Below are 19394 nucleotides of genomic sequence, written 5' to 3' on the forward strand. Positions count from 1 at the left end.
AGGCCTCTCAGCCATGCAGTCCCAGATCTCCCTGGTCGTCGACGGGGCCGAGCGCACCGTCGAGGTCGACCACCGCAGCACCCTCCTCGACACCCTCCGCGACCGGCTCGGCGTGACGACTCCGAAGAAGGGGTGCGACCACGGTCAGTGCGGCTCGTGCACGGTCCTGCTCGACGGCCGGCGCCACCTGTCGTGCCTCACCCTCGCCGTGGCCCAGGACGGCGCCGAGGTCACCACCGCCGCAGGGCTCGACGACGGCGACGGGCTCCACGCCGTCCAGGAGGCGTTCCTCGCCCAGGACGGGCTCCAGTGCGGCTACTGCACCCCGGGGCAGGTGTGCTCGGCCGTGGGCATGCTCGAGGAGGCCAAGCAGGGCAACCCCAGCCACGTCACCGACGACCTCGTCGCGGACGTGGAGCTCACCGACGAGGAGATCCGCGAACGCATGAGCGGCAACCTGTGCCGGTGCGGGGCCTACGTCAACATCGTCGCGGCGATCCGAGAGGCGGCGCGGGCATGAGGGCCCACACCTGGGAACGCGCGACGGACGCCGCCGGGGCGGTGGCGCGCGTCAGCTCCTCCCCCGACGCGCAGTTCATCGCCGCAGGCAGCAACCTCGTCGACCACCTCAAGCTGGGCATCGCCCGACCCGACCTCCTCGTCGACGTCAGCCGGCTGCCGCTCGCGCAGATCGACCACTCCGAGGAGGGCGTGCGGATCGGGGCCAACGTCCGCAACAGCGACCTCGCCGCCGACGCCGGCATCCGCCAGGGGTATGCCGTGCTGTCCCGGGCGTTGCTGTCCGGCGCGTCCGGCCAGATCCGCAACCAGGCCACCACCGCGGGCAACCTCCTGCAGCGCACGAGGTGCGTCTACTTCCAGGACGTCACGACGCCGTGCAACAAGCGTGAACCGGGCTCTGGCTGCTCGGCTCTCGAGGGCTATGGCCGCTACAACGCGATCCTCGGCGCCTCTGCGGAGTGCGTCGCCGTGCACCCGTCGGACCTGGCCGTCTCCCTCGCGGCGCTCGACGCAACGGTGACCGTCCTCGGACCCGACGGGGAGCGCGAGGTGGCGTTCGAGGACCTGCACCGGCTCCCGGGCGACCATCCCGAACAGGACACGACCCTGCGCCACGGCGACCTCGTCACCGGTGTCTGGGTGCCCGCGCTCCCGGCCGGTGCGCGCTCGACCTACACCAAGGTCCGCGACCGGGCGTCCTACGCGTTCGCCCTGGTCTCGGTCGCGGTCGTCGTGGCCGTCGCTGACGACGGGACGCTCGACGACGTGCGCATCGCGTGGGGTGGGGCGGCCCACAAGCCGTGGCGCGCTCGTCGCGCCGAGGAGATGCTGCGAGGCAAGGAGCCCAGCCCCGAGAACGTGCGGGCCGCGCTCCATGCGGAGCTCGCCGACGCACAGACCTCGCCGGACACGGCATACAAGGTCCCGATGTTGTTGCGCAGCACGGCTATGACGCTCGCACAGCTGACCTCTGCCGCCTCCTCCACCCCGTCCGTCGCCTCGACCAAGGAGGCCTCCAGATGACCGGCTCCGACACGTCACCTGCCACCACCACCGACTCCGGGGCCCTCGAGGTCGCCGCCATCGGACAGGGCACTCGTCGGCTCGAAGGACGCCTCAAGGTGACCGGAGAGGCGACCTACGCCTACGAGGCCCAGGTGGAGCGCCCGCTCTACCTGCACCTCGTGCAGTCGACCATCGCCAAGGGCACCATCACGCGGATCGACAGCACGACGGCCCGCGCGCTCGAGGGCGTCGTGGACGTCCTCGACCACACGAACGCACCACGTCTCGCGTCCACGGAGGATGCCGAATACGCTGCCCTGCAAGGTGACTCGGTGGGGTTCCGCGGTCAGGTCGTCGCGGTCGTCGTCGCCGAGAGCGTCGAGGCGGCCCGCGAGGGGGCGCTCCTCGTCGAGGTGTCCTACGACGAGGACGAGCACCGGGCGGACTTCGTCGCCGACGACCCCGAGCTCTACAAGCCGGAGAAGGTCAACCCGGCGTTCCCCACCGACAGCAACCTCGGGCGCATGGACCGGGCGCTGGAGAAGGCCGACGTCGTCGTCGACCAGACCTATCGGACGCCGTTCGAGCACAACAGCCCGATGGAACCGCACGCGGTCACCGCACGCTGGGACCACGACGCGGCCGAGGGCGAGCCGGTGCTCGTCATGCACGCCTCGACCCAGGCGGTGCACGGTGTCGTGAAGACGCTGGCGCCGCTGTTCGGCCTCGAGGCGGGGCAGGTCCACGTCGTGTCACCCTTCGTCGGCGGCGGCTTCGGCAGCAAGGGTCTGCCGCACGTCCACGACGTCGTCGCGGCCCTGGCGGCGAAGACCACCGGGGGCCGCCCCGTGCGGCTGGCCCTGACCCGGCAGCAGCTCTTCGCACTCGCGGGCTACCGCACAGCGACGATCCAGCGGTTCCAGCTGGCCGCCGACGCCTCCGGACGGCTCATCGGCATCAACCACGAGGTGATCGAGCAGACCTCTGCCATCAAGGAGTTCGCCGAGCAGACGGCTATCGCCACCCGGCACATGTATGCCGCTCCCAACCGGCACACCTCGCACCGGCTGGCGCCACTCGACGTCGCGGTGCCGTCGTGGATGCGGGCACCGGGCGAGATGCCCGGGATGTTCGCCCACGAGGTCGCGATGGACGAGCTCGCCGTGGCCGTGGGCATCGACCCGATCGAGCTGCGCATCCGCAACGAGCCCGAGACCGACCCCGAGTCGGGCCAGCCGTTCGGCCACCGCAAGCTCGTCGAGTGCCTGCGCGAGGGTGCGGCCCGGTTCGGGTGGGCCGACCGCGACCTCGCCCCCGGGTCGAGGCGCGACGGAGACTGGTTGGTGGGCACCGGTGTCGCAGCGGCGACCTACCCCTACTACCAGCAGCCCGGCAACAGGGCCACGGTCCGCGCACTCGAGGGCGGCCGCTACGCCGTCGAGATAGGAGCGGCGGACATCGGCACGGGCGCGCTCACGGTGCTCACCCAGATCTCTGCCGATGCCCTCGGGGTGCGGCTCGGCGACGTGGACGTGTCCATCGCGGACAGCAGGCTCCCCGTCGCCACCGTCGCGGGCGGCTCGGCGGGCACGGCGTCGTGGGGCTCGGCGATCGTCGGTGCGTCCCGGGCGTTCCGCGAGGAGCACGGTACGTCGCCCTCGGTGGGCGACGAGACGACCGCCGGACCGGCGGGCAACCCCAACATGGGCAAGTACTCGCTGCACTCGTTCGGGGCACAGTTCGTCGAGCTCAGGGTCAACATCTGGACCGGCGAGCTGCGGGTCGCCCGCGCCCTCGGGGTCTTCTCAGCGGGGCGGATCATCAACCCCGTCACCGCCCGCTCGCAGCTCATCGGCGGAATGACGATGGGGTTGTCGACGGGGTTGTTCGAGGAGTCCGTGCGCGACCCGCGGTTCGGGCACATCGTCACCCAGGACCTCGCGAGCTACCACGTGGCCTCCCACGCCGACATCCCCGAGATCGAGGCGGTCTGGCTCGACGAGACCGATCCGCTGGCCAACCCGATGGGCGCACGCGGCATCGGCGAGATCGGCATCGTCGGCGCTGCCGCGGCCGTGGCCAACGCGGCCTGGCACGCCAGCGGTGTCCGGGTGCGCGACATCCCGGTCACCGCCGACAAGTTCCTCGACCTTCCGCCGGACCTGCCCGCCCTGAAGGGACACCCGGCGGCTGCTTTCGCCTGACCTTCCCCGCACCTGCCCCGCCACGTGCCCCGGCACCTGCGCCGGGTTCGGGGGCAGGAGAGTCACACCGGGCTCACTCTCCTGCCCCCGAACGAAGGCGCCGGGGGACTCAGTGGCCGAGGACGGCGACCGCGACGGGGAGCAACGACAGCAGCAGGACGAGGCTGTCCGCGCGGCGCCACGGTGCGGACTGGGCCCAGGTCCGCCGCGACGCCGTCGCGAACCCGCGCGCGTCCATCGCCACGGCCAGAGCGGCGGCGGCCTGCAGCGAACGCACCAGCATGCCCAGCGTCAGCGCCCAGATCTCGCCCAGCACGGACTTCGGCGAGCGGGCGGTGGCGGCGATGCCGCGCACCCGTCGGGCCCGGGAGATCTCGGCCCAGATGTCGCCGAACGTGTGCACCCGCTGCAGCGCGGCAGCGAGCGCCACGACGGGGCGAGCGGGCAGCCGCAGCTGCTGGGCGAGGTGGTCGCCGAGGGCGTCCGCGTCGACGTGCTGGACGAGGACGGCCGAGGGCAGCACGATGATGAGGACCCGCAGACCCGCCGTGGCGACGACGTCGAGGTCACGCGTGCCGAGCAACCACGTCGACCAGGCGACGGACAAGGCTCCGACGAGACCGGGCACCATCCGCAGGGCCACTCCCCTGGTGCGTCCACGCGGGCGGGCCCCCCGGCCGGGGGCGGACAGCGCGACGACGGCGAGGACCACCTGGGTGGCCAGGACCGCCAGGCTCGTGTGCCAGTGCGGTGAGGCCACCCCGGCAGGTATGGCGAGCACCGAGGCACCGAGCAGTGCCAACGGCCCGGCCCTCGCCACGAGGGGCCGCCGGGGCGTGGGCGCAGGTGGCGGCTGGGACGGGCGCGAGATCGTGGTGACCCGGTCGGCACGGGCCACGACCCCGTCGTCATGGGTCGTGACGACCACGGCCGAGCCGGCGTCACGCAGGGCCTCGAGGATGCCGGTGACCGCTGCCCAGGTGTGGCGGTCCTGACCGACGGTGGCCTCGTCGGCGAGCAGGATGGCGGGCTGGTGGGCGACCGCGGAGGCCATGGCGAGACGGCGTTGCTCACCGCCTGAGAGGTGTCGGGGGTCGGCCTGCTCGAGGTGCCCCAGGCCGAGGGCGGCGAGCAGGGAGCGACAGCGCTCGAGGGCCTCCGACTCGACGAGGCCGAGGGCCCGCGACGTCGTCATCACCTCGTCGAGGACGGTCGTCGCCACCAACGTGGAGCTGGCCCACTGCGGCACCCATGCCAGGGTCCGGGCGACGTCCGTCGTGGACCACTCGCGCGGGTCGCGCCCGGCGTGCACCGCGAGGTCCGGGTGCACCCTGACCTCACCCGCCTGCCGGTCGACGAGCCCCGCCAACGCCAGCATCAGGGTCGACTTGCCGGCCCCCGAGGGACCGACCAGCGCGTGCGTCTCGGCGCTGCGCAGCTGCAACCACCGCCCGGCCACGGCCACGCTGGTGCGTGTCGAGCCGTCGAGGCTGCGCACCGAGCGTTCGACGCGCAGGTCGACGGCGTCGAGGGCGACCACGTGGGCCCCCAGGCGCCCGCGTCCGAACGTCCCTGCCGGGACCGGGCGAGGCTGCGGGTCCGGCACTCCCGGCACCCAGATCCCCTGCGCCGCGAGAGCCTCCGCGTGGGTGTCGAGCACCTCGTGCGGGTCACCGTCGGCGACGATGCGGCCCTGCTCGTCGAGGACGACGAGCCGGTCGGCGAACCCGATCCACGGCCCGAGCCGGTGCTCGACGACGACCGTGGTCAGCTCGCGCGACCCCGTGACCTCGGCGACGACCTCGCGGACCGACGCCGCGTTCTCCGGGTCGAGCATGGCCGTCGGCTCGTCGAGGAGCAGCAGGCTGGGCTCGAGGGCGAGTGCGCCCGCGAGGGCGAGCCGCTGCTGTTCGCCACCGGACAGCGCGTGGGTGGGGGTGTCCCGGGGCATCGTCAGGTGGACCGAGGCGAGCGCAGCGTCGACGCGCTCGGGCATGGCCGCACGCGGCATACCGGTGTTCTCCAGGCCGAAGGCCACGTCACGGCCGATCGTGGCCGACACGACTCCCGCTCCCGGCTCCTGCAGGACGAGCCCGACCGCACCGGCCCGGGCGCCCGGGTCGACGCCGTCGAGCAGGACCGTGCCGGTCAGGTCACCGGAGTCGGCCACCTCGAGCACACCGCCGAGGGCGCGCAGCAGGGTGGACTTCCCGGAGCCGCTGGGGCCGACGAGGAGCAGCCGTTGGCCGGCGGGGATGACCAGGTCGATGCCGCGCAAGACGGGTTCACGGCGCCCGTAGGGGCGCCAGGTGAGGTCGCGGACCTCGACCCGGCCGGGGTGGTCCCCGGTGACGGCGGCACCGTCACCGGGGGTCAGCACCGGACCCGACCGGTCAGACAGCGCGGGTCTCCCTGGCCTCCTGGCCGACGGGGAAGGCGCCGAGGGCGCCGGCCCGCGCGAGCGCCTGGGTCAGCAACCAGCCCACGCCACCAGCGATGACGGCGCCCGCGACGGTGAGGATGACGGCATAGACGACCTTGTAGTCCATGCCCCAGTCGGTCCAGTAGGTGCCCCACTCGTAGAGCGCTTCGAGGGGCGCGCTGAGCGCTCCGGCGAGCACAGCAGCAGCGAGGCCGAACGCGGCGTACCCGAGGACGAGGAAGGCGATCTCGGCCCCCAGGCCCTGGAGGATGCCGGAGATCATCGTGGAGGCACCCCACTTCGTGCCCGGGAGCATGGAGACGAGCGCCGCGACCACCTCGCACATGAGGGCCGCGCCGGGACGGCGGATGACGAGGCCACCCACGACGCCGGCCATCAGCCACGGTGCGCCGGTGATGCCCTGCAGGGGCGGGAAGATCGCGCCGAGGCCCTCGGCCGGCGCTGCGTACGCCAGCCCCCAGCCCCAGTAGGCGATGCCGAACGCGGCGCCCAGGAAGGCGACGGTCAGCAGGTCGACGGTGCGCCACCCCATGAGGGAGCCGCTGGCGCGGATGCTTCCCCGCCTCGTGGACGCGGTCGGATCGGTCGTGGTGGTGGGGGTCTTGTTGCTGTCGGTGCTGGTGCTGTCGGTGCTGGTGCTGCCGGTGCCGGTCGGGCCGGCGGGGGTGTTGGTGGTGCTCATGGTCGTGCCTCCCGAGGATCCTGTGGATTCCGAGGGGGTTGCCCCTGCCGACCGGGCGCACCGAGGAGGCACGACGGCCGACAGGTGCGTGAGAACTCGACTCCCTACGCCGGTGCGAACCGGATCAGGTGTGAGGGTCTGCGGTGGGCCGCACTCTCAGCGCTTGCGCGCTCCCCTGTCGTGACGAGTGCCACGCTACTCCACCCTGTGCAAGGCTGGACAGGACGACCGCGGAAAGATCCGCGACGGTACGACGATGTGGAGGATGACATGGGCCCGATGGTGTGGAGAGTCATGGGAACGGGATCCGCGGTCCTTGCCGGGGTCGTGGCGAACGTGCTGGTCACGAAGATCTGGAAGAAGGCCGGCAAGGACTCGACGCTGGACCCCCGCGACCCACGCACGCCGTGGCGCGATGCCGTGGCGTTCGCCGCCCTCACGGGGCTGGCCGCCGGTGCCGCCAAGGTCCTCATGACGCGCAAGGCTGCCGAGTACTACGAGAAGTCTGCTGGTCACCTGCCGCAGGCCATGCAGGAGGGCGAAGCCTGACACGGCTCGCTCGGCGGCCAGGTCCGCACGCAGCCGTGCCGCGCACCCCGGAGGGTGGCGCGGCACGGCTGATGAGGGCGAGGAGCGCAGCGAGGACCACCCGGCGGCGGCGCTCGACCATCCTCACCCGCCGGGGATCAGGTCGGTCCGGCCGAACATCTGGGCGGTCGCCCGCGCGCTCGGCGTGCCGCGATCAGGGTCCGCGCCCTGCTCGAGCAGCGCGTGCACCACGTCGTCCTCGCCCTTGAACACCGCACCAGCCAGCGGCGTCTGGCCACGGTCGTTGACTCGGTCCACGTCGGCACCGGCGGCAGCCAGCCCGAGGACCGCGTCCGCGTGCCCGTGGTAGGCCGCCAGCATCACCAGGGTGTTCCCGCTCGCGTCGGTGAGGTCGACCGGGACACCTGCGGCGACGTAGGCGAGCAGCCGCCGGGTGTCGCCGTGTCGGGCGAAGTCGAAGCACGCGTGCCCCACCTCGACCAGCTCCGGCGAAGGCTCGGTCGAAGGCTCGGTCGAGGGCCCGGTGCGGTCGGTGGGCTCGGTCATCAGGCGTCTCCGTCACTGGCGGCGGCGAGGTCGAGGACGCTCGCGATGGGCACGCCCGCACGATAGGACAGGTGGACGTGCGACGGGGCGTCGAGGACGGCGAGGTCGGCTCGCGCGCCCACCGCGATTCGTCCGATGTCGTTGCGCCGCAGCGACATCGCCGAGCCAGCGGTCGCGGCATACACCGCCTCGCCGGGGGACAGCCCCATCTCCCGGACGGCGAGGGCGATGACGAACGGCATCGAAGACGAGTAGCACGTGCCCGGGTTGCAGTCGGTCGCCAGCGCGATGTCGACACCGGCACGCAGGAGGGCGGCGGCATCGGGGTACGGCGACCGCGTCGAGAACTCCACGCCCGGGAGCAGCGTCGCGACGGTCGTGCCGGCCGCGTCCGAGAGGGCGGTCACGTCCGCGTCGGACAGGTAGGTGCAGTGGTCGACGCTGGCCGCGCCGAGCTCCACGGCGAGCTGGACCCCGGGGCCGTGCCCGAGCTGGTTGCCGTGGACGCGCAACCCCAGGCCCGCGTCCCGACCGGCCACGAGGACGGCACGCGCCTCGTCGGCGGTGAACGCGTGCGCCGAGTGCGGTTCGCAGAAGACGTCCACCCACCGTGCGTGCGGCACCGCCGCCGCGAGCATCGGGCCGGACACGAGCTCGAGGTATGCCGCGCGGTCACGCGCGTACTCCGCGGGCACCACGTGGGCGCCCAGGAAGGTCGTCTCGGTCGTGAACTCGGAGGCGATCCGCAGGGCCCGCACCTCGTCCTCGACGGTCAGGCCGTAGCCGCTCTTGACCTCGACGGTCGTGGTGCCCTGCGCCCGCATCTCGGCGATGCGGGTGGCCACGAGGGCTCGCAGGTCGTCGTCGCTCGCCGCACGCGTCGCGGCCACCGAGACGCCGATGCCCCCGCCGTCGTAGGGCGTGCCGGCCATCCGGGCCGCGAACTCCTCGCCACGGTCCCCGGCGAACACGAGGTGGGCGTGCGAGTCGACGAACCCGGGAAGCACGGCTCGCCCACCCACGTCGACCCTGCGGTCCGCGGCCGGTGCGTCGTCCGCGGAGCCCAGCCACGCGACGTTCCCGTCCTCGACGACCAGGGCGGCCCGGCGCCGGATCCCGAGGCGGTCCCCGATCGGCCCCTCGGTGCCCTCGCAGGTGACCAGCTCACCGATCCCGGTGACCAACGTGCTGAACACGGCTGCGGCGGCGTTCGCTGCGACGCTCACCGGTGCTCCCTGACGTCGGCGAGCGCCTTGGACAGGAGGTCGGCCACGTCGCCCAGCTCGTGCTGGCCGTCGCGGACGACCACGCGCCCACCGACGACCACGAGGTCGACGTCGGATCGCGTTGCGCTGTAGAGGATCTGGGTCGCCTTGGATCCCACCGTGTTGACCGTGTCGGTGCGCACCAGGACGAAGTCGGCGACCTGGCCCTCGGCGACCTCGCCGATGTCGTTCCAGCCCAGGCTGCGGTAGCCGTCCACGCTCGCCGCACGCATCAGCTCGTCGCTCGCGAACCGCCCGCGCTCGTTGCTCGTCAGGCGTTCGTGCATCTCGAGTCCACGCACCTCCTCGAACGGGTCGATCACGGCGTGCTGGTCGGAGCCGAGCGTCAACCGTGCGCCGGCGTCGGCGAGCGCCCGCGCCGGCCCGATCCCGTCCGCGAGGTCGCGCTCGGTCGTGGGGCAAAAGCAGGCCGTCGCGCGCTGGCGCCCGAGGGTCCGGATGTCGTCGTCGCTCAGGTGGGTCGCGTGCACCGCGGTGAAACGGTCGTTGACCAGCCCGGCCTCGGCGAGCAGCGCGGTCGGGGTGGCGCCGTAGTACATCTGGGTGGCGAGGTTCTCGGCCGGCTGCTCGCTCACGTGGGCGTGGACGATGCGTCCCCGGGTCACCTGGGCCATGGGTTCGAGCTGGTCGCGGGGGATGGCCCGCACCGAGTGGACCGCCGCCCCGATCCGCGTGGTCAGGCTTGGCTCGAGGGCCGCGACGCGGGCGGCCCAGGTGTCGACGTCGCCGTCGGAGAACCGCACCTGCACCTCGTCGAGCGGCAGGTGACCGTCACCGGTGAGACCGCCCGCGAGGTAGCAGGTGTCGAGCAGCGTCAGCCGGATCCCGGCCTCGTGCGCCGCCGCGAGGAGGGCGTGGCCCATCGCGTTCGGCTCGTTGTACCGCTTGCCGCCCGGCGCGTGGTGCAGGTAGTGGAACTCCCCTACGGCGGTGGTGCCGGCGAGAGCCATCTCGGCGAAGACGGCCCGGGCCAGCGCGAAGTAGGTCTCGGGCGTGAGGTGCCGCGTCACGGCATACATCTGGTCGCGCCAGGTCCAGAAGTTGCCTCCGTCGACGTGCGTGCGACCGCGCAGCGCGCGGTGGAAGGCGTGGCTGTGCGCGTTGGCGAGCCCGGGGAGGACGACACCGTGGAGCCGCTCGTCGCCAGCCACCGGACGGGCCTTGCGGTGCACGGCGGCGAACCGGCCGTCCACCACCTCGAACCGCACGTCAGTCGCGAGTCCTGTTGGCAGCCAGGCGTGTTCGGCCCAGTAGGTGGTCATGCCCGCTCCCCTGCGAGGTCCTCGAGGACCGTGGTCAGGGCCACGACCCCCTCGAGGCAGTCTTCGAGCTCGGCGTGCTCGGCAGGTGAGTGTGAGACCCCCGTGGGGTTGCGCACGAACACCATCGCCGTGGGCACGCCGGCGTTCGCGAGGATGCCCGCGTCGTGCCCCGCACCGGTGCCGAGCGCAGGTATGCCGCCGAGCCCGGCCGCGATGCGTGCCGACAGGTCGTGGTCGAAGGGTGTCGACGGCGTCCACGACTCCTCGGTGACGGACCCACCGGCCTGTTCGACCAGGCTGGTGACGTCGGCGACGGCGCGACGAACCGCGCGTGAGCTCGCACCACGCGCATCGAGCCACCCGGTGACAGCGCTGGGCACGGCGTTCACGCCGCCGGGGGTGACCGCGACCTTGCCCACGGTCGCGACGCAGCCGTGGGTCACCGCAGCCTCACGGGCGGCGAGGACGGCGCCGGCGAAGCCGAGCATCGCGTCGTGGCGGTCCTCGAGACGCGTGGTGCCGGCATGGTTGGCCTCACCGGTGAAGTCGAGACGCCACCGGCCGTGCGGCCAGATGTCGGTGCCGACGGCGACCGCGTGGTCGAGGTCGACCAGGCCCCGCCCCTGCTCGACGTGGAGCTCGACGAACGCACCGATCCGGCCGAGCGTCTCGTCGTCGCGGCCGATCTTGTGGGGGTCACGCCCGGCGGCGACGAGGGCCTCGGCCATCGAGACACTGTCGGCGTCCGCGAGACCCAGGGCGCGAGCCGCGGTCATGGCTCCGGTGATGACCCGCGACCCGGCGCAGGCGACGCCGAAGCGCGCACCCTCCTCGTCGACGAAGTTGACGACGCCGATGGGGCGGTGCGGCGTGAACCCGTTGTCCCGCAACGCATCCACGGCGGCAAAGGCGCTGACCACCCCGAGAGGGCCGTCGAAGGCGCCGCCGTCGGGCACGCTGTCGAGGTGGGAGCCGGTCACGACGCCCTTGTCGCCCGCACGCGCCGCCCGGTCGGGGTCGCCCCACCAGGCCCACTGGTTGCCCATCCGGTCCTCGGTGAGGTCCAGGCCCCGCCGGGACGCCTCGGCGGCGAACCACTCGCGCAGGTCGTGGTCCTCGCGGGTCCACGCGAAGCGTCGGTAGCCCCCGGAGGAGGCGCTGCGCCCGACCGGCTGCAGGTCCGCCCACATCGACTCGAAGCTCACGCTGCCCTCTCGACTCCGCTGTGCGGCGAACTGGTCCACGGCGGTCGTGGCCCGACCCCGGGACCATTCCACACCCCGCCGCACCGTCGTGGGCACGTCGGGCCGCTCAATCTGTCTCGCATGGGAGACACCACACCCCCGGGCCCCCCGCCCCGAGGGGTCGAGGGCGGGTCGAGGGCGGTTCGAGAGCGAGTCGAAAGCGGGTCGCGAGAAGGCCGAGGGTCCAAGTCGCCCGAGGTCAGACCGGAAAGCGCTCGTAGCCGAGGGCACGGCCCAGGCCGTCCAGCGCTGCGAACACCGGCCGCTGCACCGCCACCGGAGGGCTCGCCAGGAAGATGTCGTAGGCACGCGCGAGCTGCGCCATGCGGATCGGGTTGGCCAGACCTCGGTCGTTGACCTTGCCCTCCCTGGCCAGGCGGAAGAAGGACTCGAAGAAGTGCTCCGCCGCACCGGCCGGCGTGAACGTGATCGCCACCCGAGCCTGGCTCGAGCCGTCCGTGGCCCACGCGTGCGCCGTCCCGGGCGGCACGACGATGCTCTCGTCGGCGACCACGAGGCGTTCCTGCCCGTCGGAACGGAACACCAGCCGCCCCTCGAGCACGGTGAACTTCTCCTCCTGCTTCTGGTGGATGTGTTCCGCTGGCAGGAAGGCGTCCGCCGTGAGCTCGAGCTCCACGACGAGCTCGGCGCCCCCCGTGTCCGCCGCCGTCCGCACGAAGGTCATGCGTTCTCCGGTCACGGGATTCTCGATGGTCTGTCCGGTCTGGGCCATGACGACTCCTCGGTCTGGGTGACCAGAGGGTAGTCCTCCGACAGGCGCCACCCGGGGCGTTTCGCCTGATCAGCGGGCTGGGCCGGCCTACGGCTCGAGCGAGCTGACGTCGGACGGCACATCCACCGCGTGCTGGCGCAGTGCCGCCAGCGGCACCACCGAGAGCACCGACTCGTGCGTCGACGCGAGGATGACCGGGGCTGCGACCCCGTCGCTGAACGCCCGGGCCCAGTTCAGGGCCGTGACGCACCACCGGTCACCAGGGACCAGCCCGGGGAAGCCGTACTCCGGCATCGGCTGGGACAGGTCGTTGCCGATGCCGCGCTGGTGCTCGAGGAACTCCACGGTCGCCACCGCGCAGATCGTGTGGCGACCGAGGTCCTCGGGTCCGGTTCGACAGCATCCGTCCCGGAAGAATCCCGTCATCGGGTCGGTCCCGCAGGGCTCCAGCTCGCCGCCGAGGACGTTGAGTTCGTGCACGAACCCAGCATGCACCGCCGGGCGCTCCGCGCGTGCGCGCCATACGCTGAGCCCCATGGCTGACGACGGCGCGGAGCGGGCGGCAACGGCACTGACCGCCAGCGGGATCGACCACACGATCACCCGGCACGGTCGGGTCGGGTCCCTCGAGGAGGCCGCGGCCGCCCGGGGCGTCCAGCCCGAGGACATCATCAAGACGCTGGTGGTCCGGCGCGCGGAGGACGACTACCTGTTCGTCCTCGTGCCCGGGGGCCGTGAGATCTCCTGGCCCAAGCTGCGGGCCCTGCTCGGCGTCAACCGCATGTCGATGCCGGATGCCGCGACGGCCAAGGACGTGACGGGGTACGAACGCGGCACCATCACGCCGTTCGGCTCGACCACGCCGTGGCCGGTCGTCGCCGACGCCACGGTCGCAGGTCGTCGCGTGTCGATCGGCGCGGGAGCCCACGGCGTCGCGGCGACGGCGCAGGCCGACGACATCGTGCGGGTCCTCGGCGCGCAGGTCGCCGACGTGACCGACCCCAGCGCCTGAGCCCCGCGCCATACCCGCGAGCTGTTGGTCAGTCACCAGATGCCGAGATGCACACTCCCCGCGGGACGCCCGATGCGCGCCGCAACATCCGAGGGGAGCGCCTCGGCGACGGACGGCGCCAGCGACGCCACCGCGGACGTCGGGACCCCGGTCGAGCTGAGCACCGCCGTCCCGACGAACTCACGGCCCCTGCGCTCCTGCCCCGTGGTCGACACCATCTGCGTCAAGGACGTGAACACCGAGGGGTCGGTGCTGCCCCGGGACCACACGACCAGCCAGGTGGGCGTCGCCGTGTCGCGCCGGTGGTAGACATTGCCGTTGGCCGAGACGCCCATCTGCGCCGCCGTCTCCTGCTTGCTGTAGTCCTCGACGCACAGGACGCAGTTGCCACCAGTGGTCGGCTGGCTGATCACGTTGTTGCGGATGACCACCGGGCCAAGGGTCCACGTCATCGCAGGATCGGGGAACGGGATGCGGGGATCGACGGACGAGTCGTTGGGGTTGGTGTTCCGACGCGAGTCCTGAGTCAGGTTGATCGGCCGGACGCTACCCAGGAAGGAGTTGTTCCAGATCTTGACGTCGCTGGTGTTGGCCACCTTGAGGCCGGCCTTGGCGTTGCGGGCGAAGACGTTGTCTCCGACGACCGCTTTGGCCGAGATCTCCAAGAACAGCCCGTCCCCGGCGTTGTCGGTGAGCATCGATCCGCTCACGGTGGTGTCGTAGACGGACTGGTCGGTCCACAGACCTGGCCCGTAGTTGCCCGAGAACACGCTGTTCCGCACCGTGACCCCCCGTGATGCGCTGAGCTTCGCCCCACCGGAGACCGGGGCGATGTTGAAGCGCTCGACGTTGTTGCCGGCCGAACGGACGTTGGTCAGCGCGATCCGGTCGGCAAAGCGTGAGTGGATGCCCAGCATCCCGCTGCGCTGGACGGTGACGTGGTCGACAACGGCATCCTCACGCTGCACCGACAGGCCGGTGGTCGCGCTGTCGTCGATCACGACGTTCTCGAGGTGCACCCGTGGTGCCTCGACGGTGACGGCACCCAGCATGAAGACCGAGGGAGCGAAGCGGCGTATGCCGATGCCACGGACCACGGATCCCCCGCCCCGGATGCTCAGCGCCTTCGCCAGGGTGCTGGCCTCGACCACGTGACCTGCGGGCTGGGTGCCGACGTACAGCCGCGACGTGCCCTCGTCGAGGTAGAACGTCCCTCCCGCCACCTGACTGCGGTACTGGACCTGGCGCAGGGCGGTCCCGTCGACAAAGACCTGGTCGGGATGCGCGGCCATGGGGTACGACTGGGTGTTCACGAACTGCCAGAAAGGCGTGGTCGAGTCCGCGGCGCCTTGGGTGTACGTGGGACTGTGGTCGAAGCGCGTGGTCCAACCGTCGCGGCGCCAGGCCGTTCCGTCCTGGACCCAACCGTCCACCCGCTGCGAACCGTCGAGCCAGACCGCCTCGCCAGGGGCGTTCTGGATGGTGAGCGCCTTGCCCTGGATGACCAGGGACTCGTGGTAGGCGCCCCCCGAGACGACGATCGTCCCGCCGGACGGTGCCAGCGCGATGGCTCGGGCGATGCTGCGCACCGGAGCGACGGCGGTACCGGGTGCAAGGTCGTCACCACGCGTGGAGACCCGGATGGCTCCGGCAGGGACCGGGTAGGAGGTGCTGCCGACCGTCGCAGATCCAGCGGTGCCAGTGACCGGGCCGGGGGTCACGGGGTTGGTGGTGACGGGAGCGGGTGCGGTCGACGTCGACATGGTGGGGACGAAGAAGGCGGTGCCCTGCAGGGACCAGCCCTGGCTCACCAGCGTGCTCCCCGACGCGGCGAGGGCCAGGCGGTGGACCGTGCCCTTCCCGTAGACCTGCACGGGCTCCGTGCGCTCGGCGAGGTCGGTGGCAGAGGCGTAGAAGTTGGTCCCCTGGTCCGTATAGCCCGCCGTGGCAAGGGCGGACAGCTGGCTGGAGCCCTCGAGCGCCCAGGCGAAGTCCGAGGCCGACGACTTGAACAGTCGGTGGACCGGCGTCAGGCCGGTGCTCGGCGAGGTCGCCGCCCGGAAGGGGCGACCCAGGTCGGTGGTGAATCCATAGGTGGATGCCGCCGTCGAAGCCTCCCCCGCCCAGGGCGTGACGAGGTTGGCTCCACTCGAGGGCTGCACGCGCTGGTACAGGGGGGCGCTCATGGCGGTGACGGGATCGGTGGCAGCCTGCGCCGTGGTCGCGGTGGCCGCCGGGGCGAGGGACGCGGTCAGCAGGGCGACGAGCAGGGACGGCACGGTGGGGGTGGGCATGCGCCAGCCGGGCATGGTGCTCCTCGGTTCGCGGCCGGGTCCACCGCTTCGTGCCTGCGAGCCTCCTTGCCGCGCACACGGACCGAGCAGATCCCGACCTGAGTCAGGGGACGTGCAGCACAGCTACAGCACGCTCGGGGCCCCGAGGGGCCCGGAATGCACCGGATCTGGAGGAGCCTAACCCCCACCGGCAGGGGTGCCAACCGGGACGAAGTGTCGTCCCGCTCCTCACTCCTCCCGCATCGGGATGCGGATGCCCTGCTCCGTGGCCGTCCGTTCGGCGATGTCGTAGCCGGCGTCGACGTGCCGGATGACACCCATGGCGGGGTCGTTGGTGAGCACGCGGGCCAGCTTCTGGGCAGCGAGCTCGGTGCCATCGGCCAGCGAGACCTGACCTGCGTGCAACGAGCGACCGATGCCGACCCCTCCGCCGTGGTGGATCGAGACCCACGAGGCGCCCGACGAGGTGTTGACGAGGGCGTTGAGCAGGGGCCAGTCGGCGATCGCGTCGGAGCCGTCGAGCATGGCCTCGGTCTCGCGGTAGGGGCTGGCCACCGAACCGGTGTCGAGGTGGTCGCGACCGATGACCAGCGGCGCGCTGACCTCGCCCGTGCGGACGAGCTCGTTGAACGCGAGACCGGCCTTGTCGCGCTCACCCTGACCGAGCCAGCAGATGCGGGCGGGCAGGCCCTGGAACGCGATCCGGTCCTGGGCACCGCGGATCCACTTGTGCAGCCGCTCGTTGTCCGGGAACAGGTCCAGGACGGCCTTGTCGGTCGCCGCGATGTCCTTGGGGTCGCCCGACAGCGCCGCCCAGCGGAACGGGCCCTTGCCCTCGCAGAACAACGGCCGGATGTAGGCAGGGACGAACCCGGGGAACTCGAACGCCCGGTCGTAACCGCCCTTGCGTGCCTCGTCGCGGATGCTGTTGCCGTAGTCGAAGACCTCGGCGCCGGCATCCTGGAACTCGACCATGGCCTGGACGTGCTTGGCCATCGACTCGCGCGCCCGGTCGGTGAACTCCTCCGGCTTCTTCTCCGCGTACTCGTGCCAGTCCTCCACCGAGACCCCCTCGGGCAGGTAGGACAGCGGGTCGTGCGCCGAGGTCTGGTCCGTGACGATGTCGATGGGGACACCACGACGCAGCAGCTCCGGGAAGAGCGTGGCGGCGTTGCCGACGACACCGACCGACCAGGCCCGACGCTCGTTCTTGGCGGCCACGGCCTTGTCGATCGCCTCGTCGAGCGACCCGGCGATCTCGTCGAGGTAGCGGTGCTCGACCCGGCGGCGCAGCCGGGACTCGTCGACGTCGACGATGAGGCAGGCGCCCTCGTTCATCGTGACGGCCAGCGGCTGGGCGCCGCCCATGCCGCCGCAGCCGGCGGTGAGGGTCAGCGTCCCGGCGAGGGTCCCACCGAACCGCTTCTCCGCGATGGCGCCGAACGTCTCGTAGGTCCCCTGGACGATGCCCTGGGTGCCGATGTAGATCCAGGAGCCGGCCGTCATCTGGCCGTACATCGTCAGCCCGAGGTGCTCGAGGCGACGGAACTCCGGCCACGTCGCCCAGTCGCCGACGAGGTTGGAGTTGGCGATGAGGACGCGCGGCGCCCACTCGTGGGTCTGCATGACACCGACGGGACGACCGCTCTGCACGAGCATGGTCTCGTCCTGCTTGAGCGTCGACAGGGTGCGGACCATCGCGTCGAACGACTTCCAGTCGCGGGCCGCCCGACCCGTGCCGCCGTACACGACGAGGTCGTCGGGACGCTCGGCGTTCTCGGGGTCGAGGTTGTTCATGAGCATCCGCAGCGGCGCCTCGGCCCCCCAGTGGGTGGCGTGGGTCAGCTGGGTGCCGCGCGGTGAGCGGACGGGGCGGGCGCCTTCCATGTCGTTCTCCTTCGGTGCAGTTCGTGGCGGGCGTTCGAGGTGGTGCAGGGAGGTGGTGCCAGATCGTGCTGTCATGAGCGGGTGGAGACGGTTTGCCACCATCTCGTATGGCGTGTGGTCAGGCGAGCGGGCCGGTGACCGACTCGGCCGCGGCGAGGGCCTCGCCGCTGGCGACGAGCTGGAACGCGGTCTCGATCTCCGGGGCGAGGAACCGGTCGGTGCCGGGTGCCGGGGCACCGGCAGCACGCAGGGCGGCGACGACGGCTGCGGTGGCGGGTGCCGGGGTCAGGGGCGCCCGGAGGTCGAGCGCGCGGGCGGCAGTCAGCAGCTCGACGGCGAGCACGCGGGTGAGGCCGTCCACCGACCGTCGCAGCTTGCGGGCGGCCGACCAGCCCATCGAGACGTGGTCCTCCTGCATGGCGCTGCTCGGGATCGAGTCGACCGAGGCGGGGGCGGCGAGACGTTTCATCTCCGAGACGATCGCGGCCTGGGTGTACTGCGCGATCATGTGGCCGCTGTCGACACCCGGGTCGTCGGCGAGGAAGGCGTGCAGCCCGTGGTTGCGCGAGACGTCGAGGAACCGGTCGGTGCGGCGCTCGGAGATCGAGGCCAGGTCGGCGGCCACGATCGCGAGGAAGTCCAGGACGTAGGCGACCGGCGCCCCGTGGAAGTTGCCGTTCGACTCGACGCGTCCGTCAGCGGTGACGACGGGGTTGTCGACGGCCGACGCCAGCTCGAACCCGGCCACCGACGCCGCGTGCTCGACGGTGTCGCGGACCCCGCCGGCGACCTGGGGCGAGCAGCGCAGGGAGTAGGCGTCCTGCACGCGGGTGCAGGCCTCGGGGTCGCGGTGGCTCTCGCGGATCGCGCTGTCCTGCATGAGCTTGCGCAGGTTCGCGGCCGACAGGGCCTGGCCCCGCTGGGGTCGTAGGGCGTGCAGGTCCGCGGCGAAGACGTCGTCGGTCCCGAGCTGCCCCTCGACGCTCATCGCCGCCGTCACGTCGGCGACCTTGAGGAGCATCCGCAGGTCGGTGATCGCCAGGACGAGCATCCCGAGCATGCCGTCGGTGCCGTTGATGAGGGCCAGGCCCTCCTTCTCCCGCAGCTCGACCGGGGTGATCCCGGCGGCGGCGAAGGCCTCGGCCGTGGGCATCGTCGAGCCCGCCGCGTCGCGCACGACACCCTCTCCCATGAGGGCGAGCGCGCAGTGCGACAGGGGGGCGAGGTCGCCCGAGCAGCCGAGGGAGCCGTACTCGTGGACGACCGGGGTGATCCCGGCGTTGAGCATCGCGACGTACGTCGACAGGGTCTCCTCGCGGATGCCGGTGCGTCCGGTCGCGAGGGTGGAGATGCGCAGCAGCATCAGCGCGCGCACCACCTCGCGCTCGACCTCGGCGCCGGAGCCGGCGGCGTGGGATCGGACCAGCGACCGCTGCAGCTGGGCGCGCAGCTCGACGGGGATGTGCCGTGTGGCGAGCGCGCCGAACCCGGTGGAGACGCCGTAGTGCGGCTGGGCGTCGTCGGCCAGCGCCTCGATCACCGCTCTGGTGCGGCGCACCTCCTCCAGCGACTGGGGCGAGATCTCGACCCGGGCGTCGTGGCGGGCGACGGCGACGACGTCCTCGAACGACAGCGCGCCGATCCCGACGGTCACCGTCGCGGCCGGCGTCGCGGTGCTGGTGGAGGGTGCAGTGGTGGTCATGCCTCCATTGCAGCGGAGGAGTG

Annotated in this window: 16 protein-coding genes and 1 riboswitch; of the genes, 5 read left to right on the forward strand and 11 right to left on the reverse strand. The window is 72.1% G+C overall.

Annotated features, from left to right (window positions below; genetic code table 11):
- Positions 1 to 13: 13 nt before the first annotated feature.
- Genes ABEG17_RS07220 through ABEG17_RS07230 form a run of 3 tightly spaced genes read left to right on the forward strand, consistent with a single transcriptional unit; the run spans position 14 to position 3731 of the window.
- Positions 14 to 520 (forward strand): 2Fe-2S iron-sulfur cluster-binding protein, encoded by a 507-nt coding sequence (locus ABEG17_RS07220; protein ID WP_406832600.1) that lies wholly within the window; start codon positions 14 to 16, stop codon positions 518 to 520.
- A complete protein-coding gene (locus tag ABEG17_RS07225) occupies positions 517 to 1545 on the forward strand; it encodes an FAD binding domain-containing protein (RefSeq protein ID WP_406832601.1) in 1029 nt (342 codons plus the stop codon). Before ABEG17_RS07220 ends, ABEG17_RS07225 begins: the two co-directional genes overlap by 4 nt.
- The gene (locus ABEG17_RS07230; RefSeq protein ID WP_406832602.1) at positions 1542 to 3731 is read left to right on the forward strand and encodes a xanthine dehydrogenase family protein molybdopterin-binding subunit; all 2190 of its coding nucleotides are present in this window, start codon (positions 1542 to 1544) and stop codon (positions 3729 to 3731) included. The genes ABEG17_RS07225 and ABEG17_RS07230 overlap by 4 nt, the downstream gene beginning before the upstream one ends.
- A gap of 109 nt (positions 3732 to 3840) precedes the next feature.
- Here ABEG17_RS07230 and ABEG17_RS07235 read toward each other — a convergent pair whose 3' ends face one another.
- Together ABEG17_RS07235 and ABEG17_RS07240 are read right to left on the reverse strand one after the other, a co-directional pair.
- The gene (locus ABEG17_RS07235; RefSeq protein WP_406832603.1) at positions 3841 to 6111 is read right to left on the reverse strand and encodes an ATP-binding cassette domain-containing protein; all 2271 of its coding nucleotides are present in this window, start codon (positions 6109 to 6111) and stop codon (positions 3841 to 3843) included.
- A gap of 13 nt (positions 6112 to 6124) precedes the next feature.
- On the reverse strand, positions 6125 to 6856 hold the full coding sequence (locus ABEG17_RS07240) for an ECF transporter S component (RefSeq protein ID WP_406832604.1): 732 nt from the start codon (positions 6854 to 6856) through the stop codon (positions 6125 to 6127).
- An 84-nt stretch (positions 6857 to 6940) separates the two neighbouring features.
- Positions 6941 to 7043, reverse strand: a riboswitch (TPP riboswitch).
- 107 nt (positions 7044 to 7150) lie between these two features.
- Between ABEG17_RS07240 and ABEG17_RS07245 the strand changes: the two genes are divergently transcribed.
- Positions 7151 to 7405, forward strand: a complete 255-nt coding sequence (locus ABEG17_RS07245; RefSeq protein ID WP_406832605.1) for a DUF4235 domain-containing protein — start codon at positions 7151 to 7153, stop codon at positions 7403 to 7405.
- 123 nt (positions 7406 to 7528) lie between these two features.
- On the opposite strand, the gene ABEG17_RS07250 is transcribed toward ABEG17_RS07245, so the two are convergent.
- From ABEG17_RS07250 to ABEG17_RS07275, 6 genes are all read right to left on the reverse strand, one after another.
- A complete protein-coding gene (locus ABEG17_RS07250; RefSeq protein ID WP_406832606.1) occupies positions 7529 to 7951 on the reverse strand; it encodes an ankyrin repeat domain-containing protein in 423 nt (140 codons plus the stop codon).
- Positions 7951 to 9177, reverse strand: coding sequence for an imidazolonepropionase (gene hutI / locus ABEG17_RS07255; protein ID WP_406832607.1), 1227 nt, complete (start codon positions 9175 to 9177; stop codon positions 7951 to 7953). The genes ABEG17_RS07250 and hutI overlap by 1 nt, the downstream gene beginning before the upstream one ends.
- Positions 9174 to 10499, reverse strand: a complete 1326-nt coding sequence (locus tag ABEG17_RS07260; RefSeq protein WP_406832608.1) for a formimidoylglutamate deiminase — start codon at positions 10497 to 10499, stop codon at positions 9174 to 9176. The genes hutI and ABEG17_RS07260 overlap by 4 nt, the downstream gene beginning before the upstream one ends.
- Positions 10496 to 11689, reverse strand: coding sequence for an allantoate amidohydrolase (locus tag ABEG17_RS07265; RefSeq protein WP_406833151.1), 1194 nt, complete (start codon positions 11687 to 11689; stop codon positions 10496 to 10498). The genes ABEG17_RS07260 and ABEG17_RS07265 overlap by 4 nt, the downstream gene beginning before the upstream one ends.
- 253 nt (positions 11690 to 11942) lie before the next feature.
- A complete protein-coding gene (locus ABEG17_RS07270) occupies positions 11943 to 12476 on the reverse strand; it encodes a cupin domain-containing protein (RefSeq protein WP_406832609.1) in 534 nt (177 codons plus the stop codon).
- 87 nt (positions 12477 to 12563) lie between these two features.
- Positions 12564 to 12956 carry a DUF2237 family protein gene (locus tag ABEG17_RS07275; protein WP_406832610.1) on the reverse strand — a complete coding sequence of 131 codons (393 nt, stop codon included), beginning with the start codon at positions 12954 to 12956 and terminating at the stop codon, positions 12564 to 12566.
- A 55-nt stretch (positions 12957 to 13011) separates the two neighbouring features.
- Between ABEG17_RS07275 and ABEG17_RS07280 the strand changes: the two genes are divergently transcribed.
- Positions 13012 to 13488, forward strand: a complete 477-nt coding sequence (locus ABEG17_RS07280) for an aminoacyl-tRNA deacylase (protein WP_406832611.1) — start codon at positions 13012 to 13014, stop codon at positions 13486 to 13488.
- Positions 13489 to 13520: 32 nt separating this feature from the next.
- Here the strand turns inward: ABEG17_RS07280 and ABEG17_RS07285 are convergent, their stop codons facing one another.
- From ABEG17_RS07285 to hutH, 3 genes are all read right to left on the reverse strand, one after another.
- A complete protein-coding gene (locus tag ABEG17_RS07285) occupies positions 13521 to 15782 on the reverse strand; it encodes a right-handed parallel beta-helix repeat-containing protein (protein WP_406832612.1) in 2262 nt (753 codons plus the stop codon).
- 228 nt (positions 15783 to 16010) lie between these two features.
- Positions 16011 to 17669: a urocanate hydratase gene (gene hutU, locus ABEG17_RS07290; protein WP_406832613.1), complete on the reverse strand. Its 1659-nt coding sequence runs from the start codon at positions 17667 to 17669 to the stop codon at positions 16011 to 16013.
- A 118-nt stretch (positions 17670 to 17787) separates the two neighbouring features.
- Positions 17788 to 19371, reverse strand: a complete 1584-nt coding sequence (hutH, locus tag ABEG17_RS07295) for a histidine ammonia-lyase (RefSeq protein WP_406832614.1) — start codon at positions 19369 to 19371, stop codon at positions 17788 to 17790.
- Positions 19372 to 19394 lie beyond the last annotated feature (23 nt).

This window comes from Pedococcus sp. KACC 23699 (assembly GCF_045348425.1).
Lineage (GTDB): Bacteria > Actinomycetota > Actinomycetes > Actinomycetales > Dermatophilaceae > Pedococcus.